Genomic DNA, 21,282 nt, shown 5'->3' on the forward strand with positions numbered 1-21,282 from the left:
ATATTTACCGGCTGGCGATCACCGCAACGCCCTTTTCTTTCATGGCGTTGACCCAGCGTTCATCCGTCGTGTCCTCAACGACCAGGGTATTCACTAACGACAAATCGCCGATCGCAAACGCAGAGGCGGCGTTGATCTTTTCCGGTGATGCCAGCACCACCGTTTCCGCCGCCCTGCCGGAAAATACGCGTTTGATGCACGCTTCTTCATAATCTCCGGTGGTTAGCCCTGCGTCAGGATGAACGCCGGTTACGCCCATGAAGAACAGATCCGCATGAATAGCGTTGATACCTTCAATAGCGGCCGCGCCGACCGTGACGATGGAGTGTTTATACAGGCGTCCGCCAATCAGGATCACCTCAATACAGGGATGGTCGACCAGACCCAGCGCGATGCCGGGGCTGTGCGTCACCACGGTAATGCGCAGATCTGGCGGCAGGAAGGTAATGAGTTCAGAGGTTGTCGTCCCGCCATCGATGATAACGACCTGCCCCGGTGAAATTAGCTGCGCGCCCCGGCGGGCCACGCGTTTTTTGGCATCCATCTTTACGGACTGACGTTCAGCGAACGGGGCAATCGCGGAGGATGCCGGAAGCGCACCGCCGTGAACGCGCTGTAGACGCCCTTCTGCCGCCAGCTCGCGTAAATCACGACGGATAGTGTCTTCGGACACTGAAAAATAGTGGCTGAGCGCCGTGGACTGAACCTGGCCCTCCGCCTCCAGCTTTTCAAGTATTAACTGTTTACGCTGACTGGTAAGCATTTTCTTTCCTGACATTGCACGATAATTCTTGTATGTGCGTGAAGTTGCTGTTTATGATGCTTACTCTACGAGAGGAGGATGAAACGTGCAATCAAAACGTGCAGATATACGCATCATCAGCAGTGAAACCTTGTCCGATAACTGGTACATCCTGAAAAAATACACGTTTGATCTTCAGCGCAGCGATGGCGAATGGCAGCGACAGGAGCGTGAAGTGTATGACCGCGGCAATGGCGCGACGATCCTGCTCTACAATCGCGACAAAAGGACGGTCATTCTTACCCGCCAGTTCCGCTTTCCGGTCTTTGTAAACGGTCACGAAGAGGATCTCATTGAGGCAGCCGCGGGGCTGCTCGACAACCTCGATCCGGAAAGCCGCATCAGGGCCGAAGCGGAAGAAGAAACCGGGTTCAGGGTGTCCCGCGTGGAGAAGATTTTTGAGGCGTATATGAGCCCGGGCTCCGTAACCGAAAAGCTCTACTTCTATCTTGCGGAATATCACCCGCAGGACCGGACCGGCGCGGGCGGCGGCGTCAAATCAGAGGGCGAAGATATCAAGGTGCTTGAAATGACGCTCGACGACGCGCTTCGGGGCATTGAGAACGGCCAGATCGTGGACGGGAAAACTATCATGCTGCTTTATCACGTGGCCCTGAAGGGGATTATGTGATCCGGCGGAAACCAGATACCTGCCCCGGTGCAGGTATCTCCCTGTGCTATTCTTGCTGAACACCTCAACGCGGAGATGCGAAAATGGCAGACTGGGATCCCTCTCTTTATCTACAGTACAGCGCAGAGCGCACGCGACCTGCAGCCGACCTGCTTGCCCGGGTGCTGCTTGCTGACGTGACGTCTGCCGTTGATCTGGGCTGTGGGCCCGGCAACAGCACGGCGCTGCTGCGACAGCGCTGGCCTTCAGCCCAGATTGCGGGAGTGGATAACTCTCCGGCGATGCTCGAGGAAGCCCGAAACGCCCTGCCGGACTGCCACTTTGTTGAAGCGGATATCCGCCACTACAAGCCGGTGCAGCCGGTGAACCTGGTGTACGCCAACGCCTCCCTTCAGTGGATCCCGGACCATTACCATCTTCTGCCGCATCTGGTATCGCTGCTCCAGCTAAACGGCGTGCTGGCGGTGCAAATGCCGGATAACTGGCTTGAGCCAACGCACGCCTTAATGCGCGAAGTCGCCCTGGAACAGGGCTACCCGGATCGGGGCCGCGAGCCGCTGCCGGGCATCCATGCCTTTTACGATATTCTGACGGAAGCGGGATGCGACGTGGATATCTGGCGCACCACCTACTTCCATCAGATGAGTTCGCATCAGGCCATCGTAGACTGGGTAAGCGCGACGGGATTACGTCCGTGGATACAGGATCTCAGCGAGAACGAGCAAAAAAAATTCCTGGAACGCTACCATGAGCTTTTGCAGGGGCAGTATCCGCTTCAGGAAAACGGGCAGATACTGCTGGCCTTTCCACGCCTGTTTATCGTTGCTAAGCGGGGTCCGTAGGGCGATTCAGGAACGCGCCTCCTTGAGAAGCTGCTGAATAACGGTCTCCTGCCTGTCGTAGTTGCCTTCGCCAAACGAGGTGTAGCGCAGCTGCCCTTTCGCATCGAAATAGTAATGCGCGGGCCAGTACTGATTGCCGAACGCGGTCCAGATCTTATAGCCGTTGTCCGTCACCACCCGATACGGCAGCTGCCACTTGTTCACCGCGTTTTTCACCGACGATAGCGGTTTTTCCCACGGGTATTCCGGCGTATGTACGCCAATCACCACCAGACCTTGAGACTGATACTTCCTGGCCCAGTCGCGCACGTGCGGGAGCGCGTGCTGGCAGTTAATACAGCCCCAGGTCCAGAAGTCGATGAGGACAACCTTACCCCGTAAGGATTCAGACGTGACAGGGTCACCGTTTATCCAGCCCGTTCCGCCGCTCAGCGACGGCAGCTGGCTGCTGGGGGCCGTTTCCACTGCCGGCTGCAGCTTCACCTGCGACGGTGCCGGTTTCGCCAGGTTCAGGAGCGCGTTTTCCAGACGGTCGGCAATGCCGTTGGCCCCCTTCAGCGCCGACGTCATTCCGGAAGCATTGAAGGCAACGGCGGCTAACATCATCACTCCCGCCCCCTGGCGCAGACGCGCCATCAGCGCGGATTTGGATCGTAACGGCGCGATCAGCTTGCGGCCACCTGCTGCCAGCAGCCCCAGCATCAGCGCGCATCCTGCGCCGTAAGCGGCTAACAGCGCGCCGGTGGCGACGGGCGAGTGTCCCGCAATATTGATGCTGAAGATCGCCCCGAGAATCGGCCCGGCACAGGGAGACCACAGCAGTCCTACGGCAAGCCCTGCCAGAAACGCCGACAGCATGCCGCGCGTCTGCGCGCTGCGGGTGTTCAGCACGTTCCCGGCGCTGACCGCCGGGCTGGCAATGCGCTGGGCGAGCCGCGGGAAAATGAGGGCCAGTGCGGCGATGCCCAGCACCAGAAGCGCAATCCAGCGGCTGATAGCGGTGGCGTCAGCGATCCACTCGCTGGCAGCCGTCACCACCATCGCCACCAGGGTGAACATTACAATCATGCCCGCCAGAAGCGCCAGAATGTGCTTGCGCTGCCCCTGAAATCCGGCGAACAGCAGAGGAATGACGGGAAGCGTGCACGGGCTGAGCAGGCTAATCATGCCGCCCAAAAAAGCGATTATCAGAAACATAAGGACCTCACGATACCGTTGCTGCGAAGGTGCAGTGAGGTCATTTCACCGTAAGAATGTGTTCGGGCCGTGTGCAAAAAGCGTAATTTTGTCTGCCAGCGTATCGGCCCCGCAACCGGATACAGACGCGTACAATTAGCCGCGCGGCAGCGTCACGCTCACCATCAGCCCGCCCTCCTCACGGTTGGCAAGATGCAGTTTGCCGCTGAGCCGGGCGGTGAGCTGCGCTGCAATGGCAAGGCCTAACCCCGTGCCGCCAGTTTCGCGGTTGCGCGACGTTTCAACCCGGTAGAACGGCTGTAAAACCGCGTCCAGTTCGGCATCCGGGATGCCCGGTCCGTTATCCATGATGCGGATCGCCACCTGATTTTCATCTTCATCAATTTCTATTACCGCGCTATCGCCAAACTTCAGCGCGTTATCCAGCAGGTTGGTCATTACCCGACGCAATGCCTGCGGGCGCGTAACGATCGGCAGGCGGATATCGCGTGCATGAAACTGCACGTTTTTACCAATATCCTGGTAATCGCTGGCGATGCTGTTGATCCACGCATTCAGCTCCAGCTTCAGCGTCGTCTCCTCAAGCGATTCTGATGACCGGGCATAGGCAATCCCCTCCCGTACCAGACGCGACATATTGTCGAGGTCGCTCAGCAGCTTATCGCGGAGCGCCGGATGCTCCGTCATTTCGACCCGCAGCTTCATGCGCGTGATGGGGGTCTGAAGGTCGTGAGAAATGGACGCCAGGATCTGGGCGCGTTCGCGCAGGTGCGCCTGTATCCGGGACTGCATCTCATTGAAGGCATGCGCCGCCTGGCGGACTTCGACCGGCCCTTTTTCCGCCATCGGGGAATGTGCCGCCGGGTCAAGCGAGTCGACCGCGCGCGTGAACTGCATGAAGGGCCGGACGACCTGGCGGACTGCGATCCATGCGCAGAGCGCGACCAGTAACAGCTGAAGTATCAGCACCGCGGGCAGCCAGCTGGCGACGGGCGGCATGCGCGGGATCAGATCGATAGTCAGCGGCGCGCCGTCGCGAAGCGTCAGATGGGCCTGGATATGGGATACGGGCCCCGGAACCGCCGTAAACGTGAGCGGGTAGCGGTCAGCCAGCGTCGCTTTGAGGGTACGAACCGCGTCCCGCGAGCGCTTATCCGCTGGCGCGGCGCCTGACTCGCCGGGGCCAAGGATATACCGGTAATTGCCGCGGTTGAGTTGTTCCAGCCACCCGGGCCGCTCGCTGGCCGGAAGCCGGTCGAGAATGGCCACGCTGGTCGCGACGTCGTTCTCAAGGTTTCCAAGCATCACGGCGCGGGCGCTGCGCATTCGCTCAACCATGACCAGCGTCAGGCTGAGCGAGTTGGCCAGCAGGAGCCCAAGCAGCACAACGATCAGCAGGCGGCCCAGTAGCGTGCGGGGCCACAGCGTCATTCATTGGCCTCGACGATGGTCACCGGCATGGTAAACACGTAGCCTTCGCTGCGCACGGTTTTGATATAGGCTGGCGTGCGCGCATCTTCATTCAGGCGCTGACGCACGCGGCTTACCAGAAGATCTATCGAGCGTTCAAACAGCTCGGCATCGCGTCCCTGCGTCAGGTTCAGCAGCTGGTCCCGCGTCAGCACCCGTTGAGGATGATCGAGAAACACGCGCAGAAGACGGTATTCTGCCCCGCTTAGCGCCACAATCATCCCCTCGTTGTCAATCAGGTGACGCGCCACCGTATCCAGCTGCCACTCTCCGAATACCACCAGGCGCCCTGCTTCGGTCACCTGGAGATTGGGCGGCATGGCGCGAAAGCGACGCAGGATGGCTTTGATACGCGCCAGCAGTTCGCGGGCCACAAACGGCTTCACCACGTAATCGTCTGCACCCATCTCCAGCCCCAGGATCCGGTCGGTGTCTTCGTTCCGGGCGGTGAGCATCAGGATCGGCAGATCTTTATGCCTGCTGCTGCGCAGCTGTCGGCACAGCGTCAGGCCGTCGTCGCCGGGCATCATCACGTCCAGCACCACCAGGTCGATATGCTGTTTGTCGAGCACCGCGCGCATCTCTTTACCGTTCGCCGCGCCGGAGGCGTGATAGCCCGACTTCACGAGATAATCGACAACCAGTTCACGAATATCCCTGTCGTCATCGACGACAAGGATGCGATCAATATGCTCCACCGCAGGCTCCTGAATAAGGGGTAACGGATTGAAAATAGCACATCTCAGAGCTTGTCAGCGTCTACTACCGCCTTTACGAAGTCCTGCGGATCTTCCTGAGGCGGGTTGTGGCCAACGGTAGCACCGAAGGTACGGTGCTCATATTTCCCGGTAAATTTTCCGGCATAGGCAGCGGGCGCAGGATGAGGCGCCCCGTTGTTACCGCCCTCGATGGTTATCGTCGGAACCGTGATATTCGGCAGCGTCGCCAGCTTTTGCTCATAGGCGTCATATTTTTTCTCTCCTCTTTCCAGCCCCAGACGCCAGCGGTAATTACTGAGCGTGACGGCAACGTGGTCAGGGTTATCGAGGGATTTAGCGCTGGCTTCAAAGGTGGCATCACTGAATTTCCAGTCTGGCGAGGCCTGAGACCAGATCAGGCGAGCAAAATCGTGCGTGTTTTTGGCATAGCCTTCCGCACCGCGCGGCGTGGCGAAGTAGAACTGATACCACCACTGCACCTCCGCCTTCGGCGGTAAGGGTTGCTTACCAATCGCCTGGCTGCTAATCAGGTAGCCGCTCACCGAGACCAGCGATTTCACGCGTTCCGGCCACAGCGCGGCGACGATATCCGCCGTTCGCGCGCCCCAATCATACCCGGCAAACACCGCCTGCCGGATGTTGAGCGCATCCATCAGGTTAACAATGTCTTTTGCCATTGCCGAAGGCTGACCGTTACGCGGCGTTTTATCAGAAATAAACCGCGTGGTGCCGTAACCGCGCAGGGACGGCACAATGACACGGTACCCTTTCGCGGCCAGCGCCGGGGCAACCTCGGCGTAACTGTGAATGTCGTACGGCCAGCCATGCAGCAGGATCACCGGTTGCCCGTCTTTCGGCCCGATATCGACATAACCGACGTTAAGATCGCCGGCGTTAATTTGTTTTACCTGCGTAAAGGCAGACGAATAATCGTTGCCGGTCGCTTCTGCCTGACAGGACATCACGGTACCAAGCGAAACGCTCAGCGCGACGGCGGAAAAGGCGAGTTTGTTAAGCATGATGTTATCTCCGGGTAAGTTCAGTTGACGGGGATATAACACCATGCGTTTGTATAGCGAACGTGTGCGAAAGCCGTTTTATTGCATACCTGTGTACGTATCTCACTCACAGATACAGTGTGATACAAACTCGTGACGATCGGCTAAAGCGACAGGCGGTAACGAACGTAATCGTCGGCTTCGGCGTATTTGTCATACAGCTTACGGGCCGGATTGTTCTCGCGGGTGACCCAGTAGAGTTTTGACCAGCCTTCCCGCCTGCCTTCATCGATCAGGGCGTCGATAAGCGCCTTACCCGCGCCTGCGCCACGTTCCGCTGCGTCAACAAACAGATCCTCCAGATAGCAAATGGGCGCGGTTGACCAGGTGCCTTCATGCAGGATACACATGGCGAAGCCGATGACCTTGCCGTCCTTCTCCGCGACCCGGCAAAACAGGGATGATGAGCCTGAAAGCGCCCTTTCCCACGTTGCTGCGGTAACGGATTCCTCAAGGTTACATTCATAGAAATGGGTATAGCCGTCCCACAGCGGTCGCCACTGCGGGTAATCTTCGGGGCGTAAAGGACGTACGGTTAGCGTCATGGGATCCTCGCATTATCCTTGCTGCTTTTTAAGCGCATTTTATGGGCCAGAGCAGCAAGACGCTTCGTCCGGCAGTAAAGGGTAAAGAGTGCAAAGCCTTGACTGTTTAACACCCATCGAATGATTACCATAGCGATCGTGGCGATTAACAGTTGCCAGCTGCTGCCGTCAGAAGTGAACAGGTAATAAATCCACTGCAGCACCGTCACCGCCAGCAGGAAGATGTAAAGCGCTAACAATCCTGACAGCCCTGATGTGTAACCTCGGGCCAGCAGAGTACTGGTGGATATCAGGTAGATAAGTATGGCTATCGACGGGGCAAAAAAACTCAGTGCATGAAGCGCAGGCGACATACTGGAAATCGCCTTGAGAAAAGGCAGCATATTAAACGCAAATACCGTGAGGAATAGCGGTAATAACATGGCTACAGGATAAGGATTTTGCCCCGGCAACTCGCTAAGCGGGCGTGAAAAATAGCGCTCCAGTGCGGGAGTCGAATGGTTTAACAAAACGTTGCCATGGGCAATGGCTTCATCTATCTCTTTTCCATGTTGCAGCAGATCGTATGAAATGCGTCCGGTTAGCAAAGGCAAAATTTTCATCAAAACCGCCAGGGAGAAACAGCACCAAAATTACTGATTTGAAATAATTATATTAAGATGAAAATACCAGAAGCCAGACAAAAGCATAACGCTTAAATATGGAGATTGCCGGATGACGATACCCACGCTAACGACAGATCGCTTGCTGCTTAAACCCCTTGTCGCTGAAGATGCCGTCCAGATACAGAAGCGTTATCCGCACTGGGAAATCGTTCGCTATATGGTGGCCTCCGTTCCCTGGCCCTATCCCGATGACGGGGCTGAAAGCTACGTGAACCAGGTTGCGCTGCCCGATATGGCTAAAGGGATTGCGTGGTTCTGGACCATTCGCCGCCGAGAAGCGCCTGACCAACTGATGGGGCTGATTTGCCTGTATGACGTGGAGGATAACAACCGTGGCTTCTGGCTGGCGCCGGAGTTTCAGGGCCAGGGATATATGCGGGAAGCGAGCATTGCGGCAACGGATTACTGGTTTAATACTCTTAACAAACCGGTATTGCGCGCGCCGAAAGCGGCCGCCAACAGCCGCTCCCGCCGTATTTCCGACAGCAGCGGCATGCGGCTCATCAGGACGGAAAAGAAAGCGTACGTGAGCGGCGTGCTGGACTCCGAACTGTGGGAAATCACCCGCGAGGAGTGGAACGCCCGTCAGGTCAGCTGATAATGCTTGTCCGGCATTAGCCTTTCAGGGATGTTCTCTTCGTCGTTCATCTGCAGCAGGTCGCGTTCCATCATGTTGCAGATGGCGTCCAGCGGCAGATCGTTATCTTCCGTACCAAACGGATCTTCAAGCTCTTCCGCCAGCGTGTCCAGAGAGATAAAGGTGTAAGAAATCAGCGCAGAGACGAACGGCGTCATGTAGTGCAGGTCAACAACCAGCGCAAACGGCAGCATGATGCAGAACAGATATACCGTCCGGTGCAGGATCAGCGTATAGGCAAACGGCACCGGCGTGTTGGCAATGCGTTCGCAGCCAGCCAGCACGATGGACATATCGTTCAGGCGGTTGTTCAGGCTGTGAAACAGGATGTCCGAAAGGTGTCCGCTGCGCCGCCGGACGGCGAGCCACTCCCCCATTATCAGCAGGATACGGTTCGCCGGGGAATTGGCATCCATCACTTTGCGCAGGTCGTCAGGAGCCAGATAGCGAGACAGCTGCTCGGCGTTGATTTCTTTGCGCAGGGTCATGCGCAGACAGTTAGCAAAGGCAATTTGCAGGCGAACAAACTCTCCAAGCTGCTTATCTTCCGGTAAGGTATTTTTTACCTCGCGAAACAGCGAGCGCGCCGCTATCATCAACTGCCCCCACAGCAGGCGAGCCTCAACGTAGCGCGAATAGCAGGCGTTGTTGCGAAAACCCAGGAAGATGGCGATAGCCACGCCGAGAATGCTAAACGGCGCAACGGTGAAGCGGATGCCCAGCGAGGTGTACCACGGCAGCATCACGATGACGGCGATAGAAAGCAGGAAGTTCAGCAGCAGTCGGGTATAAATTTTAGGAAGTACCGAACCGTGCCAGACGAAAATCAGTTGTAGCCAGTGCTGTTGAGGACGAGCAATCATAATCAGCTTCAGAAAAGTAAAGAGCGCGGCTATTAAACGTGATCGCCCTCACAGTTGCAAGCATGTTAATTATTCATTGCATTTTCTGACCTGTTTAGCCTAACGCGCACGGTGCCGCATAGCGTTTTTAAAAAAGGGGCATATAGTATGTTGTAACTAATAAGAGCGCATTTAAAACCCGGCAAGCGCCGGGCGATGATATCAGCAGAGCGGTTTTACCGCCTCGCGCATCCCTTTATGGAGAATCGCATCCAGATCCTGCGCAACCTGTTCTACCAGTCCGCTCACCTGGGTCAGATCCTGCTCCCAGTGCTCGCGCACGCTTAGCACCGCGGCTACCAGCTGGCGGGTGTTCAGCTGCTTGTCATGGTATTGCGTCCACAGCTGCTGATAACGTTCCAGCCAGTGCGCGTCATCCTGCACCGGATAGGCTTCACCGCTACGTTCGCCGCGGTAAAAGGCAATCAGCGCCGCCAGCGCAAAGGTCAGACGAGCGGGCAGTTTACCGGTCGCCTTCTGCCCTGCCAGCAGCTGCGGCAGAATACGGGTGCGGTATTTGGTCATCCCGTTTAGCGCAATCGACAGCAGCCGGTGCTTGATGTACGGGTTACGGAAACGCCCCGTTACGGCACTGGCAAAGGAGTGCAGCTCGTCGCGCGGCAGATCCAGCACCGGAATAATCTCCTCATAGATAGCCTTTTCAACGAACGCGCAAATCTCCGCGTCGTTCATCGCTTCCCCTACCGTATCCAGCCCGGCCTGAAACGCGACCGGCACCAGCGCGGTATGCGCGCCGTTCAGGATCGCCACCTTACGCTCTTTATACGGCCTGATATCGTCCACAATCCGCACGTTGAGCGGGTATTTATCAAGGCGCAGCTCCGCTGAAAGGGATTTTGGCCCCTGAATAACAAACAGGTAGAAATGCTCGGCCGTGTCCAGGAAGCTGTCGCGATAGCCCAATCCGGCTTCCAGCTCCGCCACCTCATCACGGGGATAGCCGGTAACGATGCGATCAACGAGCGTCGAGCAGAAGGTATTCGCTTCGTCCAGCCACGCAATAAATGCCGCCGGCAGCGCCCACTCCTGCGCATAGCGCAGCACCAGCTCGCGCAGCGCTTCGCCGTTGTAGTCGATAAGTTCGCAAGGAATGACGATCCAGCCCTTATCCGCCGCGCCATCGAAGTGGCTGAAGCGCTCAAACAGGAGTCGCGTCAGTTTTGCCGGATAGCTGACGGCTGGCGCATCTTCAAACCTGTCGCCCGCGTGATAGCTGATGCCCGCTTCCGTCGTGTTGGAGAAAACAAACCGCATGTCCGGGTTATGGGCGAGCCTGAGAAATTCATCGTACTGGCTGTAGACGCTGATTTCGCGGTTCACGGAGCGAATAAGGCGCGCGTCGCTTACCGCTTCCCCCAGCTCGTTCAGGCCGCGAATAATGGTGGTGTAGAGCCCGTCCTGGGTGCTCAGCGACGGCGGGAAATCGCTCTGGATCGGGCGAACTATCACCACGCCGGAATTGAGATCCGTATGCTCGTTTAACAGGTCAATTTGCCAGTCAACGAACGCGCGAAGGAAGTTACCTTCGCCAAACTGGATGATACGTTCGGGATAGCGCGCACCGGGGAAATCACGACGGTTGAGTGTGTTCACAATGGGGGTCCTTTATGATTAGTCATACAGCCTGATAAGATTGGTGTAATAACTTATCAAAACTTAACAACCAGAACCCCTATCTGGATCAACTCATACCGCTATTGTGAAAATTAATCACAAAAACTTATAAAACACCGAGGTAGAAGCCATTTCCCCGCCCGGCATCAGCGCATAGCGCGGGATCTCCCCAACCTTTTGCCAGCCTGCACGCTGATAAAACGTCTCTGCGCCGCTGCCGGTCGCCGTATCAAGCACCAGCACCGAAAGCACCTTCTCGCGCGCAGCGGCTTCCAGCGCTTCCATAAGCGCCATTGCAGCCCCTCTGCGACGCGCCTTTTCATGAACCAGAAGTTTTGCCACATCTGCGCGGTGCGGCTGATTTTCAGGCTGATCGGTGATGAGCTGTACCGTTCCGATCAGGCCCAGTGCCTCATCGAAACAGCCCAGCACGGTACGTTCACCGCGCCCCACGCTGTCGGCAATTCCACGCCAGAAAACGTGGCCTTTATCGGAGGTAAAAGGCAGCATAAAGCTGACGGATGCGCCGCCGTTAACGCAGTTGACGAGGATATCGGTTAGCGCATCAATGTGGGAAAGAATGTCCTGCCGGGAGAGAGGTTTAATAAGCATGGGAGAGTTCATCGTTGTTCCTCTGAGTGAATCTCTCCACTATGCTATTAACATTTTTGCAACGCAACTTGCGCAGGCATAGGATTTTGTTATGTCATCCTTCACCATGGTGCTGTTTCTTCATGGCGTACATCGCCTCATCGGCCTGTTTTAACCACGCCTGCATATCGTTCCGGGTATGATCAAACTCGCTCAGCCCCCAGGAGAACTGCAGCGACCACGGATGCAGCTGGCGCGCGTTATAGCTTTCCGTTTGCTCAACGAGATACTGCATGGCAATCCACGCCCCGGGCTCATCGGTATCCGCGAACAGTACCGCGAACTCGTCCCCGCCGTAGCGCACCAGCAGATCGGCCTCGCGGAAGGAGGAACGCATCAGGGCGGCCATCGCTTTCAGCGCCTTGTCGCCCTCCTGGTGCCCGAAGCGATCGTTGATCGCCTTGAACTGGTCCAGATCCAGCCAGCCCAGCGTTAAGGGTTCCGCCCGACGCCGCGCCACGGATAATGCAAAGCGCGCAAACTGGTTAAACCCGCGACGGTTAAACAGCCCCGTCAGCTCATCGGTTGTGGACGCGCTTACTGCCGCAAACTCGTCTTCTGCCAGCGCGCTGAGATCGGCCAGCGCGGCGGAATCGCCTGCCGTAAATTCGCGGGGCGCGTAATCAATCAGGCACAGCGAACCGACGCTCGAACCGTCACGCAGGCGGAGCGGGAAACCGGCATAAAAGCGCACGCCTGGCTCTCCCGTCACCTGCGGGTTATCCGCAAAGCGCTCGTCAAGCCGCGCATCCTCAACCACCAGCGGTGCTTCGCTCAGGATGGCATGGCCGCAAAAGGAGAGCTCCCGTGGCTGGCTGCCGGATACCTGGCCGTCAGCCGATTTCACGACCACGGAACGATCGTCCACCAGGGTGATCATCGCCAGCGGCACCTTGAAAAAGCGTTTCGCCAGCCGCGTGAGCCTGTCGAACGCGGGATAACCCTCGAGTTCAAGCAGGCCGGACTCGCGCAGAGCGTTCAGACGCTCGGTTTCATTAACAGGTATTGCAGGTGCTTTCATAACGTCTCCTGACGCTGAGCATTAGTAAAAGCGTAGCTTAAACAGAGACATTGTCAGTTCATCCGGCACGATTTACCTCGATGACCAGCCAGTGATGAATAACGTTAACGATATACTGCTGTTGCTGCGCATTCAGCGGCACGCCCTGCGGGATGGCATGCCATTTGGCCAGACAGCCCCGACAGCAGGTTGCCGTGGCGTGCTGGGCGATAAAGACCGGATGGCCGCGCATCGGCGTCTGCTTGCCGTCATTCAACGGGTGCGCAGGCGCCAGCCGCTTTTCGACAAAATCGGCGGCATGACGATCGATAGTTTCCACGCCTTTATCCCAGCAGTATTGCCGCTCTTTCGGACCTAAACGAAAGCGCGAGCGGAACGTGGAGCGGGCCAGGCGCGCGAATAAAGGATCTAACGTTGACATCAGTATACGGAACGTCCCAGACGTTTTGTGAGCTGCTCCAGCGCCGCCACGCCTGCCAGTGAATTTCCCGTCTCATCCAGCTCCGGGCTCCAGACGGCAATGGCCATCTCGTGCGGAACGATGGCCACAACCCCGCCGCCTACGCCGGATTTAGCCGGAAGCCCCACGCGCCAGGCAAATTCCCCGGCATTCTGATACATCCCGCTGGTCGCCATCAGGGCGTTAATCTGACGGGCCTGCATCGGGGAGACAACGTCCTCGGCCAGGTGCGGGGCGTGGCCCTGATGCGCGAGGAAAAGGAAGGTCTGCGCCAGCTCAACGCAGTTCATCTTCAGCGCGCAGTAGTGGAAATAGTTTTGCAGAACCGTGGCGACGTCGTTATGAAAATTGCCGAAAGACTTCATCAGCCAGGCAATGGCGGCGTTACGCGCGGAGTGTTCAAACTCAGAGCGCGCCACCACCGGATCGTAGGCGATGTCCTGCACCCCGGAAAGCTGACGCACAATTTCAAGCATCCGCTGGCGCGGCGCGCTCAGCCGGCTTTGCAGCATATCGCACACCACCAGCGCTCCGGCATTAATAAAGGGGTTTCGCGGCTTGCCCTGCTCAATTTCGAGCTGAAGAAGGGAGTTAAACGGCTGGCCGGAGGGATCTTTGCCTACCCGCTGCCAGATCTCCTGCTCGTCATACTGGCGCATGGCGGCAACCAGGCTAAGCACCTTTGAGATCGACTGAATGGAAAAACGCTCCAGCGCGTCTCCCGCCTGGAAACGCTGACCGTCTATCGTACAAATGGCGATGCCGAGCTTGTTACCGCTGACCGAGGCCAGCGCGGGAATGTAATCGGCAACCTTACCCTGCCCCAGTAATGGACGAACCTGCGCCAGAATATCGTCCAGCATCTCATTATGAATGACCGCAGCCACACTTTGCTCCTTGCCCTCAGGCTAAAACGGGCTGCGAGTATAACAGAGGCTTATATGTCGCGTCAGGCAGGGAGGCGAAAACGCGAGACGGCCTGCAGCAAAAGATCCGACTCCTGATGCAGGCGTTCCGATGCCCTTGACGCTTCAGCCACCAGCATATCCGTCTGACGCGAAACCTGGTTCAGCCCCTGGAGCTGACGCGTCATCTGATGAATGCTTTCCCCCTGATTCAGGGTAGCCATAGAAATATCGTTCAGCAGGCTGCTTAAGTTCGCCACCAGGCCGGTAACCTGGTGCAGGTTATCCTCCAGACGATTTACGACCTTAGAGCCCTCCTCAATGCCCTGCAGCGAGTGGTTAATCAGCGCCTGGATGGTTTGCGTGGAATGGCTGCTTTTTCTGGCAAGCAGCCCTACTTCCCGCGCCACCACCGCAAACCCGCGCCCCTGCTCCCCCGCATGGGCGGCTTCAATGGCCGCGTTGAGGGCCAGAATGTTGGTCTGAAACGCCACGCTGTCGATCATCGCGACGATCCCGCGCATCTCGGCGGATCGGTCGACGATCGTCTGCATAGACCCATTCACGGCAGACATCATTTGCTCTCCGCCGGCGGCGGCCTGGCGGGCATCATCGGCGCGCGTGCTGGCGAGTTTTGCATAGCCCGTATTCCCCTCAACGTGGGTTTCAAGATCGGCAATATGCGCGGTGACGTCCTCCAGCTCTTTGGCCTGCCGCGCCGACTGCTGATAAAGCTTCTGATTCCCCTGCGCAAGCGATCCGATATTTTCCACCATGGCGGTGGTGGCCTCGCTGACCTGCGTCACCAGCTGCTGAAGCCCGTACTGCATGGCGGTAATACTGTCGCTGAGCTGGCCTATCTCCCGGTTGAAACGCACCACGTCGGGCGGGGTGCCTGACAGGTCCCCTGCCGCAAGCAGATTAATATGCGCAATCAGGCGGCGCAGCGGGGTTATTACCCACTTCGCCATCCCGAACCAGACGGCGATGGCAATACCCAGCAGCACCAGCGGGGCAAACAGGAACAGCCGTTGAAGACCCGAAAGCTGGTCCATCAGCGACTGACGGCCCTTTGCCGCCCGCGTCTCGCTCTGAAGCTGGTAGCGGGCATAATTGTCGTTAAAATCGGTCTGAAAGGCCTGGGCTGGCACGGCGAAAAAGAGATCGATGCTGTTCGTTTTTACAAGTCCTTCCGCCTGCTCGCTTATCGCGCCGTAGAACAGCTGGTAGCTATTCACCAGCGCCTCGTCCCGGGGAGGATTAAGCGCGAGCCAGGCTTTCCACGCCTGCTGAGAAGCCGCCAGCGATTTTTGCGCCTCGTCCATCAGGCTATGCCAGCTCCCTTCCGAGCCGGTCTCTTTATCCTGCATGAAGTACACGCCGGAGCGGTTAAGCAGGTCGCTTGCCGCCAGCAGGGTGACGCGCGCCTGATCCAGCTTCCCCTGCTGCTGCAAGGCCAGCTGATTGCGCTGTTCGTTACGCTGGGCCTGATTCAGGGAGGCGGTAAGCAGAATGGAGGACGAGAGCTGCAGGGCGGAGAAAAGGCCAATAATACAAAAGATGCCGGTCAGCAGGCCAAACTGACGGGGAATAATGCGCGGCGCAACACGGCGGAAAATTTGCGTTAGGTTCATCATTTTCTTCTATAACAATGCGTTAGACGCGAGCGAGTCTACGAAACGAAAATGACAGAACCATTGCAGAATAATGACAGGGGTTGTTGAGCGCCGGGGGGCAGCCCTGCCACACCCGGCCTGAAAACTAGACGCGATCCTTCCACACCGTCTGCACGTTACAAAACTCATGCAGGCCAAAATGAGAAAGCTCCCGCCCGAAGCCGCTCTTCTTCACGCCGCCAAACGCCACGCGCGCATCGCTGGCGCTGTAGCCGTTGATAAACACCCCGCCGCACTCCAGCTCGCGGGAGAACGTCTCGGCCAGCGCCTCGTTCGCGGTAAAGACCGTCGCGGATAAGCCAAAGTCGCTGTCGTTTGCCAGATGCAGGGCGTGGGCAGGGTCCTTCGCCACGATAATAGCGGCCACCGGACCAAACAGCTCCTGGCGGAAGGCCGTCATCTCCGGCGTGACGTCGCCGAGCACCGTTGGCGCATAATAGTTACCTGCGCCGGCAACCTTCTCCCCGCCAAGCAGCAGCGTTGCCCCTTCCGCCAGCGTCGCCTGCACCTGCTGGTGAAGTTCGTCGCGCAGGTCGAAACGCGCCATCGGGCCGAGGTAGGTCTCTTCCTCATCCGGCGCGCCCATTTTGAGCGCCGCTACCGCCTCAACGAAGCGACGGGTAAACTCTTGCGCAACACCTGCTTCCACAATAAAGCGTTTCGCCGCGGCGCAAACCTGCCCGGTATTCTGATAACGTCCGGCCACGGCAGCGTTAACGGCCAGATCCAGATCGGCATCGTGGAGGACGATAAACGGATCGGAGCCGCCAAGCTCAAGCACGCATTTCTTCAGCGCCGCGCCTGCCTGGGCGCCAATCGCCGCCCCTGCCCGCACGCTGCCGGTGACCGTCACCGCGGCGATACGGCGATCGTTAATCGCCTGGCTTACCCCGTCATTGGTGGCGTTCACCCAGCCAAAGACACCCGCCGGGAAACCAGCATCCGCGAACAGCTGCCCAATCAGCGCCGCCGAGCCGAGCACGTTTGGGGCATGTTTAAGCAGATAGCTATTCCCCGCCAGCAGGACCGGCACCGCGCCGCGCAGCACCTGCCAGAGCGGAAAGTTCCAGGGCATCACCGCCAGAATCGGCCCCAGCGGACGATATTCAATAACGGCGTTTTCGACTTGGGTAGATTCAGGGCTCAGCATCGCCGGGCCGTGTTCTGCATACCAGTCACAAAGGCTGGCGGACTTGGCGACCTCCGCACGCGCCTGGGCAATCGGCTTGCCCATCTCCCGGGAGATAGTCTGCGCCATCTCCTCCGCGCGGTTACGCAGCGCCGCACCGAGGTCGCGCAGCTTCTGCGCCCGGTGCGCCACGCTCTCGCGTCGCCACCCGCGAAAAGCGGTATCCGCTTGGGCAATCGCGTTATCAACCTCCTGAGCCGTTGCCCACGGACGGGCTGCCAGCGTTTCGCCGGTCGCCGGGTTTACAGAGAGGGCATGGGTTGCAGGCGAATAGTTCATGATGTTCTCCACGTAATAACGGTTGATTCATTGTGGCCCACTCTGCTATTTCTTAAAAATGAATAATATTTACCACCTTTTTCACGAATCGAGAATGGCATGGACCTAACACAGCTTGAGATGTTTAACGCCGTCGCGCTGACGGGCAGCATTACCCAGGCGGCGCAGAAGGTGCATCGCGTACCGTCAAACCTGACCACCCGCATTCGTCAGCTTGAAGCGGACCTCGGCGTGGCGCTGTTCATCCGCGAGAATCAGCGGCTGCGGCTTTCGCCCGCCGGGCACAACTTCTTGCGCTACAGCAAACAGATCCTGGCCCTGGTGGACGAGGCGCGCATGGTGGTCGCCGGCGATGAACCGCAGGGGCTGTTTTCTCTCGGCGCGCTGGAAAGTACCGCCGCCGTGCGCATTCCGGAAACGCTGGCGCGGTTTAACCAGCGCTATCCGCGCATACAGTTTGCGCTCTCCACCGGCCCATCCGGGACGATGATTGACGGCGTGCTGGAGGGGACGCTCAGCGCCGCGTTTGTCGACGGGCCGCTCTCGCATCCGGAGCTGGAGGGCATGCCGGTTTACCGGGAAGAGATGATGCTGGTTACGCCTGCGGGACACTCGGAAGTGTCAAAAGCCACGCAGGTGAGCGGCTGCGACGTTTACGCCTTTCGCGCCAACTGCTCTTACCGTCGGCATCTCGAAAGCTGGTTTCATGCCGACCGCGTAACGCCGGGGCGTATTCACGAGATGGAGTCCTACCACGGGATGCTCGCCTGCGTGATTGCCGGAGCCGGCATTGCGCTGATGCCCCGCTCGATGCTGGAGAGCATGCCGGGGCACCATCAGGTGGCGGCGTGGCCGCTGGCGGAAAACTGGCGCTGGCTTACCACCTGGCTGGTGTGGCGTCGGGGGGGCGATGACCCGCCAGCTTGAGGCATTTATCGCGCTGCTGAACGAACGTCAGGCCGCGATCCCCGCATCATAGCGTTTCATACTGAGCGTAATCCTGGAGACGAAGGAAAATTTTACCCTTCATATACAGCGTGGCCTGGCCGCCAATCAGCACGCGGTCGCCCTTCAGCTCGCAGCGCAGATCCCCGCCACGCAAGGAGACCTGGCGGGCCAACATCTGCGTTTTGCCAAGCTTTTCGCTCCAGTACGGGATCAGCATGCTGTGGGTTGATCCCGTTACCGGATCTTCCGGCACCCCTTCGCCCGGGCAGAAGAAGCGGCTGACGAAATCATAGTCGTCTCCCTTGGCCGTCACGCAGACCATTTTGCCCAGCGGAAGCATCGCCGGGATATCCGGCGTAAGGGACTCAACCTGCTGCTGGCTTTCGAGCACCACCATGTAATCTCGCCCTGCTCGCACCTCTTTTGCCCCGCTAATGCCCAGCGCGCTGAACAGCGCCGCCGGTGGACGATCAACAACGTCGGCTGACCACGCCGGGAAATTTAGCGTCAGCCAGTCGCCGCTGCGTTTTACCGTCAGCTCACCGACAAAGCGCGTGGTAAACACGATCTCCGTGTGCGGATAATCCAGGTATTCGAATATCACATGGGAGGCCGCCAGGGTGGCATGTCCGCAGAGGTTTATCTCATCCTGCGTGGTAAACCAGCGCAGCTCAAAGCCCTCATCCGTGCGCACGAAAAACGCCGTTTCCGACTGATTGTGCTGCTTTGCCATCTTCAGCAGCGTCTCATCAGGAAGCCACGCTTCCAGCGGGCAGACAGCCGCCGCATTGCCGCCGAACGCCCTGTCGCTAAAGGCGTCTACCAGATAAAAGTCAATTTCCTGCATCGTCTTACCTCTCTTATTCGTTTTCAGCGCAGAAATACGGTGCCCTTCAGATACAGCGACGCCTGTCCGCCCATCAGCACCCGGTCGCCTCTGAGCGTGCAGCGTACGTCTCCCCCACGGGCGGAAACCTGACGCGCAAACAGCTCCGTTTTACCGAGCCTCTCGCTCCAGTAGGGTATAAGCATGGTGTGCGCGGAGCCGGTGACAGGATCTTCCGGTACGGCAACGCCCGGCGAGAAGAAGCGGCTGACAAAGTCATATTCCCCCTCGCCCCGCGCGGTGACGGCCACCTTATGCTCGCCCGGGATCATGGCTGAGAAATCCGGCGTAACGGCTTCAACCTGCTCGCGGTTTTCCAGAACCAGCACCCAGGCCCGCCCTTTCCGGGCATCGACGCAGCGGCTGATGCCGAGCGCGGAGAGCATCTCCGGCGGCGGCGTCTGCGCCCGCGTCGGGCAGGCCGGGAAATCCAGCGTCATCCAGTCGCCCTCACGGCTGACGGTGAGGCGCCCGGAGGCGGTATCAAAATGAATGCGTGTGTCCGGGTAATCCAGCTCGTTAAACAGTACGTACGCCGCGGCAAGCGTCGCGTGTCCGCAGAGACTGACCTCGGCGAGCGTGGTAAACCAGCGCAGCTCAATTCCCCCTTTCGTGCACACGAAAAACGCGGTTTCCGACTGGTTATGCTGCTGCGCCATTTGCAGCAAGGTCTCGTCCGGGAGCCACGCGTCGAGCGGACAAACCGCCGCCGGGTTGCCGCCGAAGGAGGACGCGCTGAAGGCATCCACCAGATAAAAATCAATCTCCTACATTGTCCTGCCGCCTGTTTTTGCTGTGTAACCTTTATCTTCAGGGAAAACACCCGCCTTCGCTACCGCTGCATGAAGGTAAATTTTGTGATTTACATCACATAACGGTTGAGTTTTCGCCGTTTAAGGCCTTAAGATCGTCTCCTCATCTTTCAGGCAACGAATCCCAGATATCCCTATGACAACACACACGGTTTCCCGCAGGGTCGCGTGGCTGCGCGTGGTCACGCTCGCCATCGCGGCGTTCATTTTCAACACCACGGAATTTGTTCCGGTTGGGCTGCTGTCCGACATTGCAGCCAGCTTCAACATGGAAACGGCGCAGGTGGGCATTATGTTAACCATCTACGCCTGGGTAGTGGCGCTGATGTCTCTGCCGTTTATGCTGCTGACCAGCCAGATGGAACGGCGCAGGCTGCTGATTGGGCTGTTTGTGGTGTTTATTGCCAGCCACGTGCTGTCGTTTATGGCCTGGAACTTTACGGTGCTGGTTATTAGCCGCGTGGGCATTGCGTTTGCCCATGCCATTTTCTGGTCGATCACCGCGTCGCTCGCCATTCGTCTGGCTCCCGCGGGGAAGCGCGCCCAGGCGCTGAGCCTGATCGCCACCGGCACGGCGCTGGCGATGGTGCTGGGCCTGCCGATAGGACGCATCGTGGGGCAATATTTCGGCTGGCGCACCACCTTCTTTGCCATCGGCATGGGGGCGCTGGTTACGCTGGTGTGCCTCATTAAGCTGCTGCCCGCGCTGCCGAGCGAACACTCCGGCTCGCTGAAAAGCCTGCCGCTACTGGTTCGCCGCCCGGCCCTGATGAGCATCTATCTGCTGACCGTCATCGTGGTGACCGCCCATTACACGGCTTACAGCTATATCGAACCGTTCGTACAGGTTGTGGCGGGCTTTAGCGCAAATTTCGCCACCGTTCTCCTGCTGCTGCTGGGCGGCGCGGGCATTATCGGCAGCATCCTGTTCGGCAAGCTCGGCAACCAGCACGCTTCTGCCCTGGTGAGCAGCGCGATTGGCCTGCTGCTGGCGTGTCTGCTGCTGCTGATGCCTGCGGCGGGCAGCGAAAGTCATCTGGCGATCCTCAGCCTGTTCTGGGGCGTGGCGATCATGATTATCGGGCTGGGGATGCAGGTGAAGGTGCTGGCGCTGGCGCCGGACGCAACGGACGTGGCGATGTCGCTGTTCTCGGGAATTTTTAATCTGGGAATTGGTGCCGGTGCGCTGGTGGGGAATCAGATCAGCCTGCACGTGTCGATGTCGGCCATTGGCTACCTTGGCGCCATCCCGGCGCTGATTGCGCTCATCTGGTCGGTGCTTATCTTCCGTAAATGGCCGGTCGCGATGGAAGAACAGACCAGCCACGGTTAAGTTTGACGTGCCGGGTGGC

At 58.4% G+C, this 21,282-nt stretch carries 21 protein-coding genes and 1 pseudogene; 5 read left to right on the forward strand and 17 right to left on the reverse strand.

All coding sequences use genetic code 11. The features are described from left to right. Positions 1-4 precede the first annotated feature (4 nt). A complete protein-coding gene (locus tag HWQ14_RS16415) occupies positions 5-763 on the reverse strand; it encodes a DeoR/GlpR family DNA-binding transcription regulator (protein WP_176610326.1) in 759 nt (252 codons plus the stop codon). A gap of 85 nt (positions 764-848) precedes the next feature. Between HWQ14_RS16415 and HWQ14_RS16420 the strand changes: the two genes are divergently transcribed. Both HWQ14_RS16420 and tam read left to right on the forward strand, forming a co-directional pair. Further along, on the forward strand, positions 849-1,433 hold the full coding sequence (locus HWQ14_RS16420) for an NUDIX domain-containing protein (protein WP_176610327.1): 585 nt from the start codon (positions 849-851) through the stop codon (positions 1,431-1,433). Positions 1,434-1,516: 83 nt separating this feature from the next. Next, positions 1,517-2,275, forward strand: a complete 759-nt coding sequence (tam, locus tag HWQ14_RS16425; protein ID WP_176610328.1) for a trans-aconitate 2-methyltransferase — start codon at positions 1,517-1,519, stop codon at positions 2,273-2,275. Between the two features lie 6 nt (positions 2,276-2,281). Here the strand turns inward: tam and HWQ14_RS16430 are convergent, their stop codons facing one another. The 6 genes from HWQ14_RS16430 to HWQ14_RS16455 all read right to left on the reverse strand — a co-directional run bounded on the left by HWQ14_RS16430 (position 2,282) and on the right by HWQ14_RS16455 (position 7,866). Beyond that, positions 2,282-3,472, reverse strand: a complete 1,191-nt coding sequence (locus HWQ14_RS16430; RefSeq protein WP_176610329.1) for a cytochrome c biogenesis protein/redoxin — start codon at positions 3,470-3,472, stop codon at positions 2,282-2,284. A 135-nt stretch (positions 3,473-3,607) separates the two neighbouring features. Beyond that, complete coding sequence (locus tag HWQ14_RS16435) at positions 3,608-4,903, reverse strand: ATP-binding protein (protein WP_176610330.1); 1,296 nt, start codon at positions 4,901-4,903, stop codon at positions 3,608-3,610. Further along, a complete protein-coding gene (locus tag HWQ14_RS16440) occupies positions 4,900-5,640 on the reverse strand; it encodes a response regulator (protein WP_148419540.1) in 741 nt (246 codons plus the stop codon). The genes HWQ14_RS16435 and HWQ14_RS16440 overlap by 4 nt, the downstream gene beginning before the upstream one ends. A 44-nt stretch (positions 5,641-5,684) precedes the next feature. Then, the gene (locus tag HWQ14_RS16445; RefSeq protein WP_148419539.1) at positions 5,685-6,680 is read right to left on the reverse strand and encodes an alpha/beta fold hydrolase; all 996 of its coding nucleotides are present in this window, start codon (positions 6,678-6,680) and stop codon (positions 5,685-5,687) included. Positions 6,681-6,823: 143 nt separating this feature from the next. Then, entirely contained in the window at positions 6,824-7,264 is a 441-nt protein-coding gene (locus HWQ14_RS16450; RefSeq protein WP_176610331.1) for a GNAT family N-acetyltransferase, read from the reverse strand. After that, positions 7,261-7,866 carry a hypothetical protein gene (locus HWQ14_RS16455; protein WP_176610332.1) on the reverse strand — a complete coding sequence of 202 codons (606 nt, stop codon included), beginning with the start codon at positions 7,864-7,866 and terminating at the stop codon, positions 7,261-7,263. Before HWQ14_RS16455 ends, HWQ14_RS16450 begins: the two co-directional genes overlap by 4 nt. A gap of 112 nt (positions 7,867-7,978) precedes the next feature. Between HWQ14_RS16455 and HWQ14_RS16460 the strand changes: the two genes are divergently transcribed. Next, a complete protein-coding gene (locus HWQ14_RS16460; RefSeq protein WP_176610333.1) occupies positions 7,979-8,527 on the forward strand; it encodes a GNAT family N-acetyltransferase in 549 nt (182 codons plus the stop codon). Here the strand turns inward: HWQ14_RS16460 and HWQ14_RS16465 are convergent. From HWQ14_RS16465 to sad, 8 genes are all read right to left on the reverse strand, one after another. After that, the gene (locus HWQ14_RS16465; RefSeq protein WP_176610334.1) at positions 8,515-9,429 is read right to left on the reverse strand and encodes a bestrophin family protein; all 915 of its coding nucleotides are present in this window, start codon (positions 9,427-9,429) and stop codon (positions 8,515-8,517) included. The genes HWQ14_RS16460 and HWQ14_RS16465 overlap by 13 nt on opposite strands. A gap of 201 nt (positions 9,430-9,630) precedes the next feature. Further along, the gene (locus HWQ14_RS16470; protein ID WP_176610335.1) at positions 9,631-11,082 is read right to left on the reverse strand and encodes a tagaturonate reductase; all 1,452 of its coding nucleotides are present in this window, start codon (positions 11,080-11,082) and stop codon (positions 9,631-9,633) included. Positions 11,083-11,199: 117 nt separating this feature from the next. Next, positions 11,200-11,727, reverse strand: coding sequence for a GNAT family N-acetyltransferase (locus tag HWQ14_RS16475; RefSeq protein WP_176610336.1), 528 nt, complete (start codon positions 11,725-11,727; stop codon positions 11,200-11,202). An 82-nt stretch (positions 11,728-11,809) separates the two neighbouring features. After that, positions 11,810-12,775, reverse strand: a complete 966-nt coding sequence (locus HWQ14_RS16480; RefSeq protein ID WP_176610337.1) for a sensor domain-containing diguanylate cyclase — start codon at positions 12,773-12,775, stop codon at positions 11,810-11,812. A 58-nt stretch (positions 12,776-12,833) separates the two neighbouring features. Further along, the gene (locus HWQ14_RS16485) at positions 12,834-13,196 is read right to left on the reverse strand and encodes a DUF4186 domain-containing protein (protein WP_176610338.1); all 363 of its coding nucleotides are present in this window, start codon (positions 13,194-13,196) and stop codon (positions 12,834-12,836) included. Then, positions 13,196-14,122 (reverse strand): glutaminase B, encoded by a 927-nt coding sequence (gene glsB / locus HWQ14_RS16490; RefSeq protein ID WP_148419531.1) that lies wholly within the window; start codon positions 14,120-14,122, stop codon positions 13,196-13,198. The genes HWQ14_RS16485 and glsB overlap by 1 nt, the downstream gene beginning before the upstream one ends. A gap of 62 nt (positions 14,123-14,184) precedes the next feature. Further along, positions 14,185-15,774 carry a methyl-accepting chemotaxis protein gene (locus HWQ14_RS16495; protein WP_176611217.1) on the reverse strand — a complete coding sequence of 530 codons (1,590 nt, stop codon included), beginning with the start codon at positions 15,772-15,774 and terminating at the stop codon, positions 14,185-14,187. 127 nt (positions 15,775-15,901) lie between these two features. Continuing rightward, on the reverse strand, positions 15,902-17,284 hold the full coding sequence (sad, locus tag HWQ14_RS16500; RefSeq protein WP_176610339.1) for a succinate-semialdehyde dehydrogenase: 1,383 nt from the start codon (positions 17,282-17,284) through the stop codon (positions 15,902-15,904). 99 nt (positions 17,285-17,383) lie between these two features. Between sad and ptrR the strand changes: the two are divergent. After that, positions 17,384-18,263 (forward strand): annotated as a pseudogene (gene ptrR, locus HWQ14_RS16505) (putrescine utilization regulator PtrR). Here the strand turns inward: ptrR and HWQ14_RS16510 are convergent. Together HWQ14_RS16510 and HWQ14_RS16515 are read right to left on the reverse strand one after the other, a co-directional pair. Further along, positions 18,258-19,079: a PhzF family phenazine biosynthesis protein gene (locus HWQ14_RS16510; RefSeq protein WP_176610340.1), complete on the reverse strand. Its 822-nt coding sequence runs from the start codon at positions 19,077-19,079 to the stop codon at positions 18,258-18,260. The pseudogene ptrR and the gene HWQ14_RS16510 overlap by 6 nt on opposite strands. Before the next feature lie 23 nt (positions 19,080-19,102). Next, the gene (locus HWQ14_RS16515; protein ID WP_245166468.1) at positions 19,103-19,882 is read right to left on the reverse strand and encodes a PhzF family phenazine biosynthesis protein; all 780 of its coding nucleotides are present in this window, start codon (positions 19,880-19,882) and stop codon (positions 19,103-19,105) included. A gap of 184 nt (positions 19,883-20,066) precedes the next feature. Here HWQ14_RS16515 and HWQ14_RS16520 point away from each other — a divergent pair, with 184 nt between their 5' ends. Beyond that, the gene (locus HWQ14_RS16520) at positions 20,067-21,263 is read left to right on the forward strand and encodes a sugar transporter (protein WP_176610341.1); all 1,197 of its coding nucleotides are present in this window, start codon (positions 20,067-20,069) and stop codon (positions 21,261-21,263) included. The last annotated feature ends 19 nt before the right edge of the window (positions 21,264-21,282 follow it).

The organism is Enterobacter cloacae (assembly GCF_013375935.1).
Classification (GTDB): Bacteria; Pseudomonadota; Gammaproteobacteria; order Enterobacterales; family Enterobacteriaceae; genus Enterobacter; species Enterobacter pasteurii.